This window comes from Streptomyces olindensis, from assembly GCF_040645895.1.
Lineage (GTDB): Bacteria > Actinomycetota > Actinomycetes > Streptomycetales > Streptomycetaceae > Streptomyces > Streptomyces olindensis.
Genome location: NZ_JBEYZD010000088.1, coordinates 1 through 17,781, shown reverse-complemented (window position 1 = coordinate 17,781; position 17,781 = coordinate 1). Strand labels below are relative to the sequence as shown.

General features: G+C 72.6%; 15 protein-coding genes. 5 read left to right on the top strand and 10 right to left on the bottom strand.

Translation table 11 applies throughout. The features are described from left to right. Nucleotides 1–58 precede the first annotated feature (58 nt). Nucleotides 59–1,606 (top strand): DUF6519 domain-containing protein, encoded by a 1,548-nt coding sequence (locus tag ABZ948_RS35965; protein WP_359766862.1) that lies wholly within the window; start codon nt 59–61, stop codon nt 1,604–1,606. After that, nucleotides 1,606–2,496 (top strand): peptidoglycan-binding protein, encoded by an 891-nt coding sequence (locus ABZ948_RS35960; protein WP_359766860.1) that lies wholly within the window; start codon nt 1,606–1,608, stop codon nt 2,494–2,496. The genes ABZ948_RS35965 and ABZ948_RS35960 overlap by 1 nt, the downstream gene beginning before the upstream one ends. Before the next feature lie 40 nt (nt 2,497–2,536). Here the strand turns inward: ABZ948_RS35960 and ABZ948_RS35955 are convergent, their stop codons facing one another. The 6 genes from ABZ948_RS35955 to ABZ948_RS35930 form a co-directional block, all read right to left on the bottom strand. Beyond that, entirely contained in the window at nt 2,537–3,787 is a 1,251-nt protein-coding gene (locus ABZ948_RS35955; protein ID WP_359766858.1) for a glucarate dehydratase family protein, read from the bottom strand. Beyond that, nucleotides 3,784–4,692 (bottom strand): 5-dehydro-4-deoxyglucarate dehydratase, encoded by a 909-nt coding sequence (locus ABZ948_RS35950; protein WP_359766856.1) that lies wholly within the window; start codon nt 4,690–4,692, stop codon nt 3,784–3,786. Before ABZ948_RS35950 ends, ABZ948_RS35955 begins: the two co-directional genes overlap by 4 nt. Nucleotides 4,693–4,720: 28 nt before the next feature. After that, nucleotides 4,721–5,665, bottom strand: coding sequence for a carbohydrate ABC transporter permease (locus ABZ948_RS35945; RefSeq protein ID WP_359766854.1), 945 nt, complete (start codon nt 5,663–5,665; stop codon nt 4,721–4,723). Then, complete coding sequence (locus tag ABZ948_RS35940) at nt 5,662–6,573, bottom strand: carbohydrate ABC transporter permease (RefSeq protein WP_359766852.1); 912 nt, start codon at nt 6,571–6,573, stop codon at nt 5,662–5,664. Before ABZ948_RS35940 ends, ABZ948_RS35945 begins: the two co-directional genes overlap by 4 nt. Then, the gene (locus tag ABZ948_RS35935) at nt 6,570–7,922 is read right to left on the bottom strand and encodes an ABC transporter substrate-binding protein (protein WP_359766850.1); all 1,353 of its coding nucleotides are present in this window, start codon (nt 7,920–7,922) and stop codon (nt 6,570–6,572) included. The genes ABZ948_RS35940 and ABZ948_RS35935 overlap by 4 nt, the downstream gene beginning before the upstream one ends. Before the next feature lie 196 nt (nt 7,923–8,118). Beyond that, complete coding sequence (locus ABZ948_RS35930) at nt 8,119–8,502, bottom strand: DUF5997 family protein (protein ID WP_359766848.1); 384 nt, start codon at nt 8,500–8,502, stop codon at nt 8,119–8,121. Between the two features lie 58 nt (nt 8,503–8,560). Between ABZ948_RS35930 and ABZ948_RS35925 the strand changes: the two genes are divergently transcribed. After that, nucleotides 8,561–9,328 (top strand): LysR family transcriptional regulator substrate-binding protein, encoded by a 768-nt coding sequence (locus ABZ948_RS35925; RefSeq protein WP_359766846.1) that lies wholly within the window; start codon nt 8,561–8,563, stop codon nt 9,326–9,328. 426 nt (nt 9,329–9,754) lie between these two features. Here ABZ948_RS35925 and ABZ948_RS35920 read toward each other — a convergent pair whose 3' ends face one another. The 4 genes from ABZ948_RS35920 to ABZ948_RS35905 all read right to left on the bottom strand — a co-directional run bounded on the left by ABZ948_RS35920 (nt 9,755) and on the right by ABZ948_RS35905 (nt 14,798). Then, nucleotides 9,755–10,519 carry a DUF4142 domain-containing protein gene (locus ABZ948_RS35920; protein WP_359766844.1) on the bottom strand — a complete coding sequence of 255 codons (765 nt, stop codon included), beginning with the start codon at nt 10,517–10,519 and terminating at the stop codon, nt 9,755–9,757. A 142-nt stretch (nt 10,520–10,661) separates the two neighbouring features. Beyond that, nucleotides 10,662–13,487 carry a beta-L-arabinofuranosidase domain-containing protein gene (locus ABZ948_RS35915; RefSeq protein ID WP_359766842.1) on the bottom strand — a complete coding sequence of 942 codons (2,826 nt, stop codon included), beginning with the start codon at nt 13,485–13,487 and terminating at the stop codon, nt 10,662–10,664. Between the two features lie 118 nt (nt 13,488–13,605). Continuing rightward, nucleotides 13,606–14,301: an HAD family hydrolase gene (locus ABZ948_RS35910; RefSeq protein ID WP_359766840.1), complete on the bottom strand. Its 696-nt coding sequence runs from the start codon at nt 14,299–14,301 to the stop codon at nt 13,606–13,608. A 20-nt stretch (nt 14,302–14,321) separates the two neighbouring features. Beyond that, complete coding sequence (locus ABZ948_RS35905) at nt 14,322–14,798, bottom strand: Lrp/AsnC family transcriptional regulator (RefSeq protein WP_359766838.1); 477 nt, start codon at nt 14,796–14,798, stop codon at nt 14,322–14,324. 198 nt (nt 14,799–14,996) lie between these two features. Here ABZ948_RS35905 and ABZ948_RS35900 point away from each other — a divergent pair, with 198 nt between their 5' ends. Beyond that, nucleotides 14,997–16,490, top strand: a complete 1,494-nt coding sequence (locus tag ABZ948_RS35900; protein WP_359766836.1) for an FUSC family protein — start codon at nt 14,997–14,999, stop codon at nt 16,488–16,490. 145 nt (nt 16,491–16,635) lie between these two features. After that, nucleotides 16,636–17,664 (top strand): lactonase family protein, encoded by a 1,029-nt coding sequence (locus tag ABZ948_RS35895; RefSeq protein WP_359766834.1) that lies wholly within the window; start codon nt 16,636–16,638, stop codon nt 17,662–17,664. Nucleotides 17,665–17,781: the final 117 nt, after the last annotated feature.

The window sequence follows — 17,781 nt, the reverse complement described above, 5'->3', positions numbered from 1 at the left end:
CGCGCGCCCGCCACCGACCTTGTGAACCCGCACTTCTGAACCAGGGGGGACACCCTTCATGCACGCAGACCTCTCGCGCTCCACATTCCGCCCGGAGCGGCACTACTCCGCGGTCGTCGCTCAGCAGGGCCGCGTCCAGCTCGACGCCGACCTCAACGAGCAGACCGCGATCCAGCTCCACCAGGCCCGCACCCTCGCCGCCGACCTGATCGGCCCGCACGGCGGCCCGCGCGACGCCACCGGCTTCCGCATCGAGTACGTCGGCGGCAAGCACGAGATCGACACCCTCCTCATCCACGGCGGCCGCTACTACGTCGACGGCATCCTGTGCGACGCCGACCGCCCCGCGCCCGGCGTGCCCGTCCCCGACGAGGAGAACGCGGAGTCCGCGCCGGAGCCGCCCGCGCACTGGACCTACTGGGACCAGCCCGACGGCCACCGCGACCCGGAGAAGCCCGGCGATCGGCTGCCCTCGCCCGCCCAGACTCCGTTCCTCGTCTACCTGAGCGTGTGGGAGCGCTCGGTCACCGCGGCCGAGGACCCGGCGCTGCGCGAGGTCGCCCTCGGCGCCGCCCTGCCCGACACCGCCGCCCGGGTGAAGGTCGTCTGGCAGGTGCTGCCGCTGTCCCTCGCCGCGCTGGAGATCGAGGAGACGGACCCGTCCAAGGAGGTCGTCCGGGCCGCCTTCACCCGCTGGGCGCAGCGGCGGTCGGCCCCCTCGGCCCGGCTCGCCGCTCGCAGCGAGCGGCCCGACCACGCCGACGAGGACCCCTGCCTCGTCAAGCCGGACGCCCGCTACCGGGGCCCGGAGAACCAGCTGTACCGGGTGGAGGTCCACGCGGGCGGCGAGGCGAAGGACGCCACCTTCAAGTGGTCCCGCGAGAACGGCTCCGTCGTCTTCCCCGTCGACGAACTCGACGGCACCTGGGTGCAGTTGGCGTCCCTGGGGCACGACGACAAGCTGGACCTGGACGTCGGCGACCACGTCGAGCTCGTCGACAGCGCCTACGCCTCCCGCCTGGAGCCCCTGCCGCTGCTGCGCGTGGAGGAACTGGACCTGCCCGGCCGCCGCGTCCGCCTGTCCGCCGAACCCGCCCCGGGGGTCGGACGCCTGGCACACCTCAACCCGTACCTGCGCCGCTGGGACCACACCGGCGGCCCCCGGCGCAAGGGCCGCACCACCGCCCTGCGCGGCGGCGCGATCCCGGTCACCGAGGGGGAGTGGCTGCCCCTGGAGGACGGCGTCGAGGTGTACTTCGCCCAGGGCGGCACCTACCGCACCGGCGACCACTGGATCGTCCCGGCTCGCACCGCCACCGGCGGCGTCGAGTGGCCGCTGGACCCGGCCCGCCGGCCCCTGCTACGGGGACCGGCCGGCATCGCCCGGCACTTCGCCCCGCTGGCCCTGATCAAGGGCGAGGGCAGCGCGGTCGACCTGCGCCTCGCCTTCGGCCCGCTGGCGAGCAGCGTGCCGGCCGCCGACGAGGCGGCCCTCGCCGCCGAGGAGCAGGCCCGCCGCGAGGAGCAGGCCGCCGAGGCCGACCCCTCCCACGGGAGGTCCCAGACCACCGCGGAGGCGGAAGCCGCCGTGGAAGGAGACAACTGATGGCCAAGCCGCTGAGCGCGTCCAAGCTGGTGGAGATCCTCCGGGCCGAGGGCCTGACCGTCCACGAGGTCCGCAGCTGGCGCACCCACAACCGCAACAGCAAGGGCCCCTGGGGCCCGGTGAACGGCGTGATGATCCACCACACCGTCACCTCCGGCACCGCCGCCTCCGTCGACATCTGCTACGACGGCTACTCCAGCCTCCCCGGCCCGCTCTGCCACGGCGTCATCGACAAGAAGGGCCACGTCCACCTGGTCGGCAACGGCCGGGCCAACCACGCCGGCCTCGGCGACGGCGACGTCCTGCGCGCCGTGATCAACGAGTCGAAGCTGCCGGCCGACAACGAGGCCGACACCGACGGCAACCGGCACTTCTACGGCTTCGAGTGCATCAACCTCGGCAACGGCAAGGACCCCTGGCCCGAGGCGCAGAAGGAGGCCATCGAGAAGGTCGCCGCGGCGATCTGCCGCCACCACGGCTGGTCCGAGCGGTCCGTCATCGGCCACAAGGAGTGGCAGCCCGGCAAGGTCGACCCGCGCGGCTTCACCATGGACGGCATGCGCTCACGCATACGCGACCGGCTCAAGGGCGCCGGGGGAGGCGGCAAGCCGGCCCCGGACCCGAAGCCGGCGCCCAAGCCGTCCTACGAGCCGTTCCCCGGCGCCGCGTTCTTCCACGTCGGGCAGCGCTCCCCGGTCATCACGGCGATGGGCCGCCGCCTGGTCGCCGAGGGGTGCGGCCGCTACGAGGAGGGGCCGAGCCCCGACTGGACCGAGGCCGACCGCCGCTCCTACGCGCTGTGGCAGCAGAAGCAGGGCTTCTCCGGCAAGGACGCCGACGGCATCCCGGGCAAGCTCACCTGGGACCGGCTGAAGGTGCCCAAGTCGTAGGGAGCGCGTGCGCCCCTCCCCGGGGAGGGGCGCACGGGGGTCACCAGCGGGGGAGTTTCAGCTCGTAGTCCGGCCGGAACCGCCGCATGTAGCCGGTGTCGTCCCGGCTGCGCATCCCGGAGTCGAGGTACCGCCGGTGCAGCCGCTCCAGCCGGTCGTGGTCGAGCTCGACGCCCAGCCCCGGCCCGGTGGGCACCTCGACCTCCCCGTCCCGCAGCTCCAGCACGCCCGGCACGATCACGTCGTCGGCCGAGTTCCACGGGTAGTGGGTGTCGCAGGAGTGGTCGAGGTTGGGGATCGCCGCGGCGACATGGGTCATCGCGGCGAGGCTGATGCCCAGGTGCGAGTTGGAGTGCATCGACAGGGCGAGCCCGAACGCCTCGCAGACGGCGGCCAGTTCGCGGGTCCGGCGCAGCCCGCCCCAGTAGTGGTGGTCGGTGAGCAGGACCTGGATCGCGTTCTGCTCGACGGCCGGCCTCAGGTGTTCCCAGGCGATGACGCACATGTTGGTCGCGAGCGGCATGGGGGAGTCCCGGGCGACCTCGGCCATGCCGGGGATGCCCTTGGTCGGGTCCTCCAAGTACTCCAGCACGCCGTCCAGTTCACGGGCGACGTACTTCGACGTCTCCACCGTCCACGCCACGTTCGGGTCCAGGCGCAGCGGCTGCCCGGGGAAGGCCTCGGCCAGCGCCCGCATCGCGGCGATCTCCTCGTCGGGCGGGAAGACCCCGCCCTTGAGCTTGAACGACCGGAAGCCGTACCGCTGTTGCATCAGCCGGGCCTGCTCGACGATCCCGGCCGGGTCGAGGGCCTCGCCCCAGTCGTCGGCGATGGCGGCACGGCCGTCGAGCGCGGGGTGCTCGGCCCACTTGTAGAACAGGTACGCGGCGAACGGCACAGAGTCGCGGACCCGGCCGCCCAGCAGGTCGCTCACGGGACGGCCGAGCAGCTTGCCCTGCGCGTCCAGACACGCGACCTCCACGGCCGAGGTGGTCCAGCCGCGCTCGTGGGAGCTGGGCACGGTCGGCAGCAGGGCCGCGTCGATCGCGGCGCAGACGGCGGTGGCGTCGAAGACGTCCATGCCCACCACCACCTTCGCGGCGGCGTGCAGCCGTTCCAGCCGGGCCGTGCCGCCCGGGGACTCGCCGAGCCCGACCGTGCCGTCCTCCAGGACGAGCTGGAGGACGATCCGCAGGGCCAGCGGCTCGTGCACGCCGTTGGAGTTGAGCAGCGGCGGGTCGCCGAACGCGATCGGCGTGACGATCAGCTCGCGGATGCGCGTCGCGCTCATGCGCCGACCACCTCCAGCCCGTGGTCGAGGAGTTCGGACAGCCGGGCCACGTGCTCCGGCGCCGGATCGAGCAGGGGCGCCCGGACGCCGCCCACGTCCAGGCCGCGCAGCGTCACCCCGGCCTTCACCAGCGACACGGCGTAGCCGGGCACCTCGTCGCGCAGGGCGACCAGCGGGCCGTAGAACTCGTCGAGCAGCAGCGACACCAGGGCGTCGTCGCCCTCCGCGAGCGCCCGGTGGAAGGCCAGGGCGATCTCCGGGGCGAAGGCGAACACCGCCGAGGAGTACAGCTCGACGCCGATCCCCTGGTAGGCGGGCGCGGTCATCTCGGCGGTGGGCAGTCCGTTGAAGAACTGGAAGTCCTCCCCGCCCGGCACGGCGCGCACCGCGCGGACGATGCGGTGCATCCGCTCGAGGTCCCCGATGCCGTCCTTGAGGCCGACGACCCCGGGCAGCGCGGCGATCCGGGCGGCCGTCGGTGCGGTGAGCCGGGCGGTGCCCCGCTGGTAGAAGACCACGGGCAGCGCGGTGGCGGCGGTGACCTCCTCGACGTACCGCACGAGGCCCTGCTGCGGGGCGCTCACCAGGTAGGGCGGCAGCAGCAGGATGCCGTCGGCACCGGCGCGTTCGATGCGGGCGGCCTGGTCCCGGGCGACCGGCACGGGACCGCCGGCCGCCGCGAGGACCGGCACCCGGCCGGCCGTGGTCGCGACCGCGACCCGCGTGGCCCGCTCGATCTCCTCGGCCGACAGCGCGTGGAACTCGCCGGTGCCGCAGGCGACGAACACACCTCCCGCGCCCGCGGCGACACCCGACTCGATGTGCTGGGCCAGCCGTTCCTCGTCCAGTGAGCCGTCCGCCGCGAACGGCGTGACGGGGAAGAACAGCACTCCGTGGAACTTCATGTCTCCCTCATACGTGGGGGTGGGGTGGTCAGCCCTTGGTGGCACCGGCGGTGATGCCGGTGACCAGCGAGCGCTGGAGGAGCAGATAGACGATCAGGCTGGGCAGCAGGGCGATGACCGCACCGGCCAGCACCACCCCCGAGCCGACCTCGGGGTCGGTGCGCAGGATGGACAGGGCGACGGTGACCGTGTAGTCGGTGGGGTCCTTCGCGGCGATCAGAGGCAGCAGGTACTGGTCCCAGATCATGATGAAGCCGAGCACCCCGGCCACGCCGAGCGCCGGCCTGCACAGCGGCAGGACGACCTGCCACAGCATCCGCAGTTCGCCCACGCCGTCGATGCGGGCGGCCTCCTCGATCTCGGCGGGGATGTCCTTCATGAACTCGGTGAGCACCATCACCGAGAACCCCCAGGCGCCGAGCGGCAGGATCACGCCCCAGACGGTGCCCTTGAGATCGAGCCCGACCACCGGCACATGGCCGAGGACGAGCGACAGCGGGATGGCGATGACCTCCTCCGGGAGCATCATCGTCAGCATGAACAGCGTCAGGACCAGCGCCTGACCGCGGAACCTGTGCCGGGCCAGGGCGTACGCGGCGAGCGTGCAGACGACGAGCTGGAGCAGCAGCCCGCCGCCCGCGATGAGCAGGGAGTTGCCGAAGTAGTCCCAGATGCCGCGCTGGCCCGCCACCTCGAAGTTGAGCAGGGTCGGGTGGTGGGGGAGGAACGACAGGGTCGAACCGCTGGCCTTCTCGCTGAAGGAACCCGAGAAGATCGTCAGGAACGGCGCCGCGAAGACGCCCAGGGCCAGCAGGCAGAGCAGCGCGCGCAGCACCCAGGCGGGGCCGGGCCGGTCGCTCCAGCCGAGGGCCGTGTCGAAACGGGCGGGGGTGGTGCGCGGCCTCCCGGCGGACTTCCGCGCGGGGGAGGCGGTCACCGGGGTGCGGACGGGGTCGATGGCGGGGGCGCTCATCTCACGTCTCCCCTCTTGCGGAGGTAGTTGACCGTGACGGTGAGCAGCAGCGTCACGCAGAGCAGGACCACGGAGGCGGCCGAGGCGCCGCCGATGTCGTTACGGGTGAAGCCGAGGGTGTAGGCGCGGGTCATCCACACGTCGGTCGATCCGGCCGGGCCGCCGCCGGTGAGGACGTACACCTCGGTGAAGACGCGCAGTCCGCGGATGGCGGCGAGGGTGAGGACGATGCCGAGGGCGGGGCGGATCGCCGGCAGCGTGATGTGCCGCAGCCGCTGCCACAGCGAGACGCCGTCCATCGCGGCGGCCTCGTACAGCGAGCGGTCCACGCCGGCCAGTCCGGCGAGGATGATCACCATGTTGTACGGGGCGAGCATCCAGATGCCCATGGCCATCGTCGCCCACAGCGCCGTGTCGGGGTTGTCGAGGTAGGGCACGGGCCCCAGACCGAGCAGCCCGAGACCGCTGTTGATCAGGCCGTCGGAGGTCGGGTAGTACATCAGCCGCCACATCTCGCCGACCACCGCGGTGGCGGTGACGACGGGCAGGAACACGGCGGTGCGGATGACCTTCAGGGAGCGGGCCTGGCCCTCCAGCAGCAGCGCCAGCAGGAAGCCGACCACGATGCCGCCGAGGGACATGCCGATGCCGAGGACCAGCGTGTGCCCGATGGCGTCCTGGAAGCGGTGGTCGCCCAGGACCCGCGTGTAGTTGTCGAGGCCGACCCACTTGTCACCGAGGAAGGGCCGCACGTCGAAGAAGCTGAGCCAGACGCCCTTGCCCATGGGCAGGAACTTGAAGACGAGGGCGAGCAGCAGGCCCGGGGCGAGGAACAGCCAGGGCAGTACGGCCTTCTTGCTCACCAGCCGGGCTCTGCGAGGCCCGGGCGTCGTCACGGTCGCGGTCATTTCAGCAGCTCCTGGTCCTTGAGGTCACCGGCGAGGGTGTCGTTGAGCTCCTTCAGGCCGGAGCGGACGTCGCTGCCGCAGTACGTGAACAGCGCGTTCAGCGCGTCGGCGGTGTCCTGCTTGATCGGGGCGAAGTCGGGGGCGTTGGGGAACTGCACGGAGGCCGTCTCGTACGCCTTCTGCACCACGCTCCAGCGCGGGTCGTCACGCACCTTCGCCGCGTCCAGCGTGGAGTTGACGGGGATGCGCACCACGGGCTGGTGGTCGCCGGTCATGGCGAGCGTCTGGCCCTCGGGCGAGATCAGGAACGCGGCGAGCGCCTGTTCCAGCTTCGCCTTCCCCGTCTTCGCGCCGAAGTAGATGTTCTCGCCGTCGGCCAGCACGTCGTTGTTCCCGGCCGGGCCGGAAGGCGCGGGCAGGACCTCGTACTTGTCCTTGCCCAGCGCCTTGTCGAACGTGGAGATGTTGTACGGGCCGGTGAGGTACATCCCGGCGTTGCCGTCCTGGAAGTTGGTGGTGTTCGCGGTGACGGAGGTCAGGGCGCTGGGCTGGATGACACCGTTGTCACCGCAGAAGAGGTTGTCCTTCATCCAGGTGACGGTGCGCAGGGCGGCCGGGGAGTCCATGGCGGGCCGGTAGCCCGAGCCGTCCTTCTCGATGATCCGCACACCGCCCTGCCACAGCCAGCTGGCGCCCCACCAGGCGACGTAGCCGTTCTGCGCGCTGCCGGGCACGACCATGCCGTACGTGTCCCTCTTGCCGTCGCCGTCCGGGTCGCGGGTGGCGAAGGCCTTGGCGAGGGCGAGCGTGTCCTGCCAGGTCCTCGGCTGCGGCAGGCCGAGCTTCTCGCGCCAGTCCTTGCGGACGAACAGGGTCATGGCCTGGCGGGAGTACGGGATGCCGTAGTGCCTGCCGTCGCGGCCCACGGTGGACGACCAGGACTTGGCGGTGATCTCGTCGTGGCCCGCTATCGAGACCGGGGTGATCGGCTTGAGCAGGCCCTGCGCCTGGTAACTGCCCATCAGGGCGGTGTCGTTGATCATGACGTCCGGCAGGTCCTTGGTGGACGCGCGGCTCTGGAGCTGCTGGTCGAAGTTCATGACCGGCTGGTAGTCGATCCGGATACCGGTCTTCTTGGTGAAGGCGGCGAACACCCGGTCGTAGGTCTGGGCGGACTCCGGATCGCTCCGGGTCCACACCTCCAGCGTGTTCGGATCGCCGGCCCGGGCGCTGCCGGAACCGGAGCCGCAGGCGGCCGTTCCGAACAGGAGCCCCGAGACGGCGAGCGCGGCAGCCAGGCGGCGCGCGTGGCGGAGCCGCATGTCGATGCGGCGTCGGCGATCCCGCATGGATGGTTCTCCGTTCATATTCGTGAACGTCCTTCACGAATCTAAATGATCGGCCAAGCTACGGATCGTTTCATCACCATGTCAATACATGGCTGAAAGATTTCACCGATGTCACACGGGGCGCGGGTGGGAGCCGGAAACGACGACGGCCCCCACCGGAAGGACCGGTGGGGGCCGTGCGGAGGAGACCGGGAGGTCAGCCGTTGCGCTGGGCGTTCTTCTTCTTGATGCGGGCCGCCTCCTTGCGGACCTCCGCCTGGGTGGCGCGCTCCCGCACGAGCCACTCGGGGCTCTCCTGCTTCAGCGTCTCGATCTGATCGGTGGTGAGGGGCTCGGTGATGCCCCCGCGGGCGAGTCCCGCGATGGAGACGCCGAGCTTCGCCGCGACCACCGGGCGGGGGTGCGGGCCGTCGCGCCGCAGGTCCTGAAGCCACTGCGGCGGGTTCGCCTGGAGCTCGTTCAGCTCGGCGCGCGAGACGACACCCTCCCGGAATTCGGCGGGTGTGGCCTCGAGGTACACACCCAGCTTCTTCGCCGCGGTAGCGGGCTTCATCGTCTGGGTGCTCTGGTGCGACGTCATGCCGTCCAGCCTATCGAGCGTGTGCGCGACCCCCGACCACGGCCGGTAACCTGGCCAGGTGACAGGCTCGGATGAAACTCACTCGTTCCGGCTCGTGTACGTCCCCGGGGTGATGCCCGACAAGTGGGTGCGCATCTGGAACGAGCGGTGTCCCGGTGTCCCGCTGGCCCTCACGCAGGTGCCCGCCGCGGCGGCGGCCGAGCGGCTGCGGGGCGGGGACGCCGACGCGGGCCTCGTGCGGCTGCCCGTGGACCGGACGGTCTTCAGCGCCATCCCCCTCTACACCGAGCAGACCGTCGTCGTGGTGCCCAAGGACCACCTGGTCACGGCGGTCGACGAGGTGTCCCCCGAGGACCTCGCCGACGACATCGTGCTGCATCCCCTCGACGACGTCCTCGACTGGGAGACCCTGCCCGGGCGGCCCGCCTTCGAACGCCCCGCCACCACCGCCGACGCCGTCGAACTCGTCGCGGCCGGCATCGGCGTCCTGGTCGTCCCGCTGTCGCTCGCCCGCCTCCACCACCGCAAGGACCTCACCCACCGTCCCCTCCGGGACGCCCCCGAGTCACGCGTGGCCCTCGCCTGGCCCGAGGACGCGACGACGGACCAGGTGGAGGACTTCATCGGCATCGTCCGCGGCCGCACGGTCAACAGCACCCGGGGCCGCGCGCAGCCCGCGGCGCAGGACAAGCCCGGGCGGACGGACAAGGAGGGAGCCCGGCGGAAGCCGACGGCGGCCGGGCGCCCCGGCGCGAACCGCCGCGCGAGCGGCTCCGGCGGCACCCCCAAGGGCGGCAGACGGGGCAAGCCCCGCCGCCGGTCGTAGCGCTCGAAGGGCCCCGGGGCCACAGCCACAGCGCCGGTCCAGGGAGCCACCGCGTGGGGCCCACCCGGGGTCCACTGTGCAGGGCCGGAAGCCGCTGCGGGCGGCCCTGGACTCACCGCGCGGGGCCGGGAGTCACCGCGCGGGGCCGGGACTCACCGTGCCGGGCCGGGAGTCGCCGCGCAGGGCCGGGACTCACCGTGCCGGGCCGGGAGTCGCCGCGCAGGGCCCGGACTTCACCGTGGCGCGAGCCGGCCGACGGGGAGCGGGGCGACGCGTTCTCGGTGCGGGCCCGTCGGCCGACCACGAGGTCAACCGGGACGTGATGCGGCCCGTCGGACGGCGGCGGGGCGCTCAGCCGGGCCCGGTGCGGGGGGTGAACGCCCGCCTCCGGCCCGGCCGGTCCCGGCCGTATCCCGCCGCCCTGGCTCATCCCGCCGACGGCGTCGGCTGCGGTGCCCCGTAGGACGGGTTGGGGGCGACCGTCTGGAGGTCCTTCAGGTCGTCGGGGATCGGCAGCACGCGGACCGGCGCGCCCGCCTGCGGAGGCGGCGGCGTCGTCTGGTCCTGGGGCAGCTTCGCCGGGGCGGTGATCTGGAAGGCGACCTGCTCGTGGTTGATCAGACCGGTCTTCTCCAGGACCGTGATGTGGTCGAGGACCGTGTCGTTGGTCGTGTCGGCCAGCTCCCGCACGAGGCTGTTCCGGGTGGTCGCCCGGATCTTGGCGATCGTCGGGAAGATGCCCCCGTGCGCGACGCGCATGATCGTCACGGCCGTGGACTCGAACTCCTTGCCGGAGCTGCCCTCCGCCGTCGCCACGAACTGCTGCTGCTGCGGTGACGCCTCGTTCGGCAGGGTGATGCCCAGATCCGTGGAGACCTTGCGGCAGCCCGCGTCGAGCCGGCCGTGACCCACGAGCAGGTGCTCGGCGACTTCCTGCATCTCCGGCGACTTGCTCCGCTGCCTGATCAGCTGTCCCAGCGGGTACTCCCACAGGCCGGCCGCGCGCACCCGGACCACGAAGTCGCGGTCGGCCTCGGTCAGCGGGCCCCACTGGGTGTTGGCGATGATGCGGTCCTGGCCGGAAGCCGTGTTCTGCACGCCCAGCATGCTCGGGTAGGCGAGTGCGGTGAGCGTCAGGATCATCGCACCGCCGACGAACGCGGTTCCTGCCGTGCTGCGCGAGATGCGCATCGTGCCTCCTGGGATATGAACGGCCCAACACCAAGAGGTACGGACGCCGGAGGCGAAACAATCACCGCTGCCGCAAAAAAGTTCGGGCGCCGCCCGGGCCCGGCACCGCGCAGAGCACGGCACCGGACCCGGGCGCGGATGCTCACGGCCGGTACGAGGCCGCGCCCGCCGTCCGCACCACCCGCTCGCCGTCGGCCCTGCTCAGCAGCCCGGCCGTGACCCACGCCGCCACCGTGGACCGCACCCGGGCCACCAGCGCCCCCTTGCTCCGGAACGGCGCCCCGGCCCAGATCTCGTCCAGGAGCGTGATGCCGTCGGCCCGCGCCGGGTTGGCGACGCCCGAGTCCTCGCCGCCGAACACGACCTTCGGCTCGGAACGGCGGAAGTAGGCGTGCGTCGGGTCCTCCGTCCCCTCGGCGAACGGCGCCCATTCCCGTCCGTCCAGCGTGAAGTGGAGCGGCCTGCCCGGCACCGGCGTGAGGGAGTGCGTCAGGTCGCCGGAGAGGCCGGCGTCGCCGTACAGCCCGACCTTCAGCCAGTCCGTGGCGGCATCCCGGGCCACCAGGTTGACCGGGCCGTGGAACAGGGTCTGCAGCGACGGGTCGTCGAGGGCCTTCTCCACCCGCGTCCGGAACGGCATGGCGATGCGGACGGTGTCGCCGGCCCGCCAGGTCCGGGACACGTCGAAGTAGCTCCCCGGCTTCGGAGTCCCGGACACCGCACGCCCGTTGACGGTCACCCGGAACCCGGCGGTCGCCCACGACGGCACGCGCAGCCGCAGCGTGAACGAGGCCCGCCCGCCCCCGAAGGCCAGCGTGCTGCCCTGCTCCTGGGGGAAACGCGTGGTCTGCGTGACCGTGACGCCCTTCTCGGCCCACGTCAGCGTGGACGGGCTGTACAGGTTGACGTACAGGGCGCTGCCGTCCGACTGCGTGAAGTACACCGAGTCCTGGTACTTGGTGGCGCTCTCCATGCCGGTGCCCTCGCAGCAGGTGGTGCCCTGCTTGGGCGTGTAGTCACGGACATGACCGGGCGTCAGCCCGATGAAGTACGTGACGAGCGGCTTCTCCGCGTCGGGCTTGTCCTGCTTCGAGCCGAGCACCTGGTTGTACAGGGCCCGCTCGTAGTAGTCCATGTACTTCGGGTCCTGCTCGTGGAAGAACAGGGTCCGGCTCAGCTTGAGCATGTTGTAGGCGCAGCAGGTCTCGGCCGTGGTCGTGCCGATCGTGCCCGCGATCACGTCCCGGGCCTTCCAGAACTCCTGCGTGCTCGTGCCGCCGATGCCGTACATGCGGTGCGGGACGACCATGTCCCAGAAGTTCTTCGCCGACGTGAGGTAGCGCTCCTCGCCCGTCTCGTCGTACAGCCGCACGTAGCCGGTGAAGATCGGGATGTGCTGGTTGGCGTGCAGCCCGTCGAGGATGTCGGTGTCCGCGGCGCACGCGTCGATCAGCCGGTCCAGGTCGAACAGCTTGGCCAGCGCGAGGTGTTCGGCCTTCCCGGTGATCGTGTGCAGATCGCAGATCGCCTCGACGATGCCGCCGAACTCGCCGCTGGAGAAGATCCCCCACATCCGCTGGAGCGTGGACTCCGGCAGCTTGGACAGCCGGGAGTACATCCAGTCGCACATGCCGGACGCGAGGTCAAGGGCCCGGTCGTCGTCCGTGGCGGTGTGGGCGTCGAGCAGACCCCGGAGGATCTTGTGCGCGGTGTAGTACGGCGCCCACACCTTGGTGTAGTCGGAGGTGGTCCGCGACTCCAGGTCGATGAACTGCGTCTCCGGGTACGCCGCGAGGAAACCGGGATGGCTGGGCCCGCCCCAGGTGCGGCGCAGGGTGGCGGTCAGGCCCCGGCCGGAGGCGTCCGCGAAGGTCCCGCCGGACGTCTCGTCGAAGGCGTACGACGCCAGGTCGCCCTTGCCCGCGGAGGCGTCGGCGGCCGGACGGCTCTGCAACTCGGTGATCTCATCGGCGGTCAGTGCCCGCGAGAACACGTTGAACTCCTCGAAGGCGCCCGCGAAGACCGGGTCGGCGGAGTAGTTGGAGCGGCCGAGCCAGTTGTTCTTCAGCGTGCCGAGCGCCGCCGGGGTGAGGGTCATCGCGGTGTTGCGCGCGACGGCGGTGCCGTTGACGTAGAGGGTGCCGGTGCCGCCCGCGATCGTGACCGCCAGATGGCTCCACTCGTTCAGCGGCAGCGGGGCCGTGCCGTTCAGCCCCTGCTCGCCGCCGGCGCCCGAGGTCGTGACGGCGAAGCGCGGCACCCCGGCCTGGTTGCGGGCGGCCAGGTACAGATACCGGTTGGTGTCGTCGCCGAAGTCGAGGATCCGGGCCCAGCCGGCGTCGTGCGTCGGCTTCACCCACACCGACAGGGTGACGGCCGGGGCACCGCCGAGCACGGCGGCCGGCAGTTCGACGTACTGGTAGGAGCCCCGCACGCTCTCCGCGGCCGTCCCGAACTTCCCGGCGACGGCGAGCACCGCCGGATCACGCCGCAGCGCCGCGCGCACCTCGGTCAGCGCGCCCACCATGGTGCCGATCCGGTCGGCGAACACCTTGTCCTTCGTGCTGCGGTACGCCTGCGCCAGCATGGTGAGGAAGTGGCCGGTGTAGTGGCCGCGCAGATTGCCGTTGGCCTCGCCGTCCAGCCCCTCCCAGCCGCCCGGCGCGACCGCGCCGCCCGTGGCCAGACCGGCGTTGGCACGGAACACCTGCAGCAGCCGGTTCACGTCGTAGCCCCGCGCGTGATCCAGCATCAGCTGCCGTTTGTCCGCGAAGACGCCCCGGCCGAGCGCCACGTCCTCCAGACCGAAGGGCCGCACGGTCCAGGCCGACGGGGCGGCGGCCGCGGCGAGCACCGCCGCCGCGGGTACCGCCGCGGCCCGGCCCGACGCCGTCCGGGAGAGCGCGGGTACGGCCGCGGCGAGGGTCGCGGCCTGGAGAAGGGATCGTCTGGAGAGGGGCCGTGCCATGGGTGCTCCTCCACGGGTCCACAATGCAAGGATGTTCGGGATGTCGAACCTTGTGCGAGAGATCGACCAGACCCTAGGGAGGGGACGGGGGAGCGTCAACGGGTCGGGAGTGGTGAGTTCAGGAAAGGCGGGCCGGGCGCGCCAGCCAGTCGTACGCCGTCCGTGCCGTGAACTCCGCCTGCCCGCCCCGCAGGAGCAGGCCGGCGGTGGCGAACTCCGGTGCGTCCGCCTGGGCCGGGACGTACGGGATCGCGATGCATCGCATCCCCGCCGCGTGCGCGGCGGCGGCGCCCGGGGCGGCGTCCTCCAGCACCACGCAATCGGCCGGGTCCGACCCGAGCCGGCGGGCCGCCTCCAGGAAGACGTCGGGAGCGGGCTTGCCGTGCGCGACCTCGTCGGCCGAGACGACGGTCCGCAGATGGGCGGCCAGGCCCGTGCCGGACAGGACCGCCTCGATGGCCTCGGGGGAGGACCCGGAGGCGACGGCCATGGGGACGCCCTCGGCCGCCAGCAGCTCGACGAACGCGCGCATTTCGGGGTACGCGCGCGTGGCGGTGCGGGCCAGTTGCAGGTAGAGGCGGTTCTTGGTGGTGAACAGCTCCTCCACGGAGGCCCGCAGGCCGTACCGGTCCTTCCAGTCGGCGACGGTCTCCTGCGTGCTGATGCCGACGTACCGCTCGTGGTCCGCCCAGCTGAAGTCGGGGACGCCGTGCTCGGCGAGGGTCTGCCGGCCCGCCTCGTAGTAGTTCGGCTCGCTGTCCACGAGCGTTCCGTCGAGATCGAAGATGACCGATATTCCATGGAGATTGCTCATGGCGCCCATGCTCTCAAAGATCATCTGCGGGCCGACCGCCCGATCGACTCCACCAGCGGCAGCAGCCGGTACGGCACCCGCTCGCGCAGGGCGACCTCCGTGCGGGTGCGCACCACCCCGGGCATGCTGATCAGCTTCTGGACGACGTCCTCCAGGTGCGCGTTGTCCCGCGCCACGACGCGGGCCAGCAGATCCCCGCCGCCCGTGATGGAGAACGCCTCGACGATCTCCGGGACCGCCGCCAGCGCGTCGCCCACCTCGTCGAGATGGCCCTGGGTGACCTCGATGTGCACGAACGCGAGCACGGGATGCCCGAGCGCGGCGGGGGAGAGGGCCGGTCCGGTGCCGGTGAGCACACCGTCGCGTTCCAGGCGGTCCAGACGGGCCTGGAGCGTGCCCCGGGCGACTCCGAGGATCCGGGCGTACTCGCGCACGCTCGTGCGGGGCTGCTCCAGCAGCAGCCGCAGGATGCGGGTGTCGAGCTCGTCCACGGCCATGACGTCCGGCCTCCTCGTCCGTTGGCTCTGCCGCGGCCGTCCGTCGGCCGCTCGTGCTGTACCAATGGCCCAGTCTAGAACGAGCCTGTTGAGCCAGTGGCGCCCGGGATGCTGATATGGATGCGTCGATGGCGCTGCGGACCCCGCGGCGCCTTTTTCATGCGTGCTGATGCCGACGCGCGAAGGGGGCGGTAAGCGGTGCTGAAGAGGGTGTTCCTGGCTCCGGATCCGGGGCGGACGCGGTTGCGGTTCGCCGCGCGTGCCGTGCTCGGCATCGCGCTCGCGGTCGCCGTGTGCGGTCTCGCCGGGCATTCCCTCGCGGGTGCCGTCACCGGCGGTCTCGCCGCCCTGCTCGCCCTGTTCACCGTCACCGACGCCACCGTCCGCGGCCAGGCCGTCACCACCGCGCTGCTGCCCGCCGTCGGACTGCCCGTGCTCACCGCCGCGGCCGAACTGCACGACCACCCGGTGGCCCGGGACCTCACCTTCCTCGCCGTGGTCGGCGCGGGCGTGTACGCGCGCCGCTGGGGTCCGCGCGGCCACAGCCTCGGCGTGTTCGCGTTCATGACGTTCTTCGTGGCGCAGTTCCTGCACGCCACCTCGGGCCAGCTCCCCGAGCTGTACGCGGCCGTCCTGCTGTCCGTGGCGGTCGCCGCCGCCGTGCGCTTCGGCCTGTGGTGCTACGAGCGCCGCCTGCCCCCGCCCGCCGCGCCCGCCCCGCCGGGCGGCACCGGCCTGGCCCGCGTGACCACCCGCCAGGCCGTCCAGGCGACCGCCGGCGCCGGTTTCGCCCTCGTGGTGGGGCAGCTGGTCTCCGGGCAGCGCTGGTACTGGGCCGTCGGCGCCACCTGGTGGATCTTCGTCAACACCACCTCGCGCGGCGAGACCCTGGTCCGCGGCTTCCGGCGGCTGCTCGGCACGGTCATCGGCATCGCCCTCGGCCTCCTCGTCGCCCTGCCGGTCCACGGGGACCCGGCGGTCACCGCCGTCCTCGCGGCCGCCTGCGTCTTCGGGATCTTCTACACGGCCGCCGTCTCCTACACCTGGATGATGCTCTGGGTCACCCTGCTCGCCGGTCTGCTCTACGGCCTGCTCGGCGTGCTCGGCCCCGGACTGCTCGCCCTGCGGCTCGCCGAGACCGGCGTCGGGGCACTCGGTGCCGCGCTGGCCGTGCTCTTCGTCCTGCCCGTCACCACCCACAGCGTCACCGACGCCTGGATCCAGCGGGCCCTGCGCTGCGTCCACGCCTGCGCCGCCGAGACCGCCCGCCGGCTGGCGGGAGCGGCGGACGCCGACCCGGCCCCGCGCGTGGCCGAGCTGGAGCAGCTGCTCGCCCGGGTACGGCTCTCGGTCGCCCCGCTGGTGCACCCGCTGAACCCGATGCGGGGCCGCAAGCGGCGGGCCCGGCACGTGCTCGCCCTCCTCGACGACTGTGCCCGCGAGGTGCGTGGCCTGGTGGCCGTCGCCGCCGACCCCGAGGCCTCCCACGACGCCCGCCTGGCCACGGCCTGCCGGCGTGTGGAGGCCGCGGTCGAGGCGCTCACCGAGGGCGGGGACGTCCTGGTCCAGGCGGCGGACGGGCCGTCCGCGACCGAGCCGGTCCTGGCCCACCTGCACGGGCTGGAGCGGGCCCTGGCCGAACTCGCCCGGCCGCTGCGGGCCCCCTCGGGCTCGCCGCTGGCCGGGGCCTGAGGCGGTCCCGCACGGCAGTAACGGCCCGCGACCGCCGGTGCCGGGGCGAGCCACGCCCGCCCGACTTCTTGACCCGTTGGTCTAGACCGCGCATGATCGGCTGCGCGGTCGGTCCGGAACGGCCCGGGGACGAGAGGGGACAGCAGTGGCGGACAACGGCAGGCGGCGGGCGTTCATCGGGTCGTTCACGGCGGCCGGCGGCCCCGGCATCGTGACGGCGGAAGCCGACCCGCACAGCGGCGCGCTGACCGTCCTCGGCAGCGTCGACTCCCTCCCCGACCCCTCCTACCTGGCCCTCTCGCCCGACGGGGAGACGCTGTACGCGGTCAGTGAGACGGCCGAGGGCGCCGTCGCCGCGTACCGGGTGGGCGGGGGCCCGCCCGAGCCGGCCGGGCCGCCCGTGCCGGTCGACGGCAACGGGCCGACGCACCTCGCCCTCTTCGACGGGCATCTCCTCACCGCCAACTACGGCTCCGGCAGCGTCACCGCGGTCCCCGTCCGCCCCGACGGCACCCTCGCACGGTCCGTGTCCGGCGTGCTCCGGCACACCGGCGCGGGCCCGCACACCCCGCGCCAGCAGGGGCCGCACGCCCATCAGGTGCAGCCCGACCCGAGCGGCCGCTGGGCCGTCAGCGTCGACCTCGGCACCGACTCCGTGCGGGTGTGCACGCTGACGGACGGTGCCCTCGCCCTGCACCACGAGAGCGCCCTGCGGCCCGGCTCGGGGCCGCGCCACCTGGCCTTCCACCCGAGCGGCAGGCACGCGTACGTCGTCAACGAACTCAGCCCGTCCGTCACCGTCTGCCGCTGGGACGCCGACGACGGCGTGCTCACCCCGCTGACCGAGACCCCGGTCCTGCCCGGCGCGCCGACGGGCGACGCCTGGCCGTCGGGGATCGCCGTCTCGCCCGACGGCCGCCACGTGTGGACCGCCACCCGCGGCGAGGACGTCCTGTCCGTGCTCTCCGTCGAGGGCGAGGGCCTGCGGCTGGTCGCCACGGTGCCCTGCGGCGGCCACTGGCCGCGTGCCCTCACGGCGTCCGGCGGCTTCCTCTACGTCGCGAACGAACGCTCGGGCGACGTGACCTGGTTCGCCGCCGACCCGCACACCGGTCTCCCGGAGCGCGGCGGCTCCGTCCGGGTGCCGGCGGCATCCTGCGTGGTCCTCGGCTGACGGGACCGTCGCTCAGCGTGGGGGCCGGACCGTGAACGGCGAAGGCCCGCTCCGGAACCGGCGGACAGACTGGTGCTCGGATGATCGCGCCGATGCTGACCGCACGCACGGACGAAC

Coding starts and splice junctions, on each gene's coding strand:
- ABZ948_RS35965 (WP_359766862.1), top strand. CDS start 59: ATGCACGCAGACCTCTCGCGCTCCACATTCCGCCCGGAGCGGCACTAC.
- ABZ948_RS35960 (WP_359766860.1), top strand. CDS start 1,606: ATGGCCAAGCCGCTGAGCGCGTCCAAGCTGGTGGAGATCCTCCGGGCC.
- ABZ948_RS35955 (WP_359766858.1), bottom strand. CDS start 3,787: ATGAGCGCGACGCGCATCCGCGAGCTGATCGTCACGCCGATCGCGTTC.
- ABZ948_RS35950 (WP_359766856.1), bottom strand. CDS start 4,692: ATGAAGTTCCACGGAGTGCTGTTCTTCCCCGTCACGCCGTTCGCGGCG.
- ABZ948_RS35945 (WP_359766854.1), bottom strand. CDS start 5,665: ATGAGCGCCCCCGCCATCGACCCCGTCCGCACCCCGGTGACCGCCTCC.
- ABZ948_RS35940 (WP_359766852.1), bottom strand. CDS start 6,573: ATGACCGCGACCGTGACGACGCCCGGGCCTCGCAGAGCCCGGCTGGTG.
- ABZ948_RS35935 (WP_359766850.1), bottom strand. CDS start 7,922: ATGCGGGATCGCCGACGCCGCATCGACATGCGGCTCCGCCACGCGCGC.
- ABZ948_RS35930 (WP_359766848.1), bottom strand. CDS start 8,502: ATGACGTCGCACCAGAGCACCCAGACGATGAAGCCCGCTACCGCGGCG.
- ABZ948_RS35920 (WP_359766844.1), bottom strand. CDS start 10,519: ATGCGCATCTCGCGCAGCACGGCAGGAACCGCGTTCGTCGGCGGTGCG.
- ABZ948_RS35915 (WP_359766842.1), bottom strand. CDS start 13,487: ATGGCACGGCCCCTCTCCAGACGATCCCTTCTCCAGGCCGCGACCCTC.
- ABZ948_RS35910 (WP_359766840.1), bottom strand. CDS start 14,301: ATGAGCAATCTCCATGGAATATCGGTCATCTTCGATCTCGACGGAACG.
- ABZ948_RS35905 (WP_359766838.1), bottom strand. CDS start 14,798: ATGGCCGTGGACGAGCTCGACACCCGCATCCTGCGGCTGCTGCTGGAG.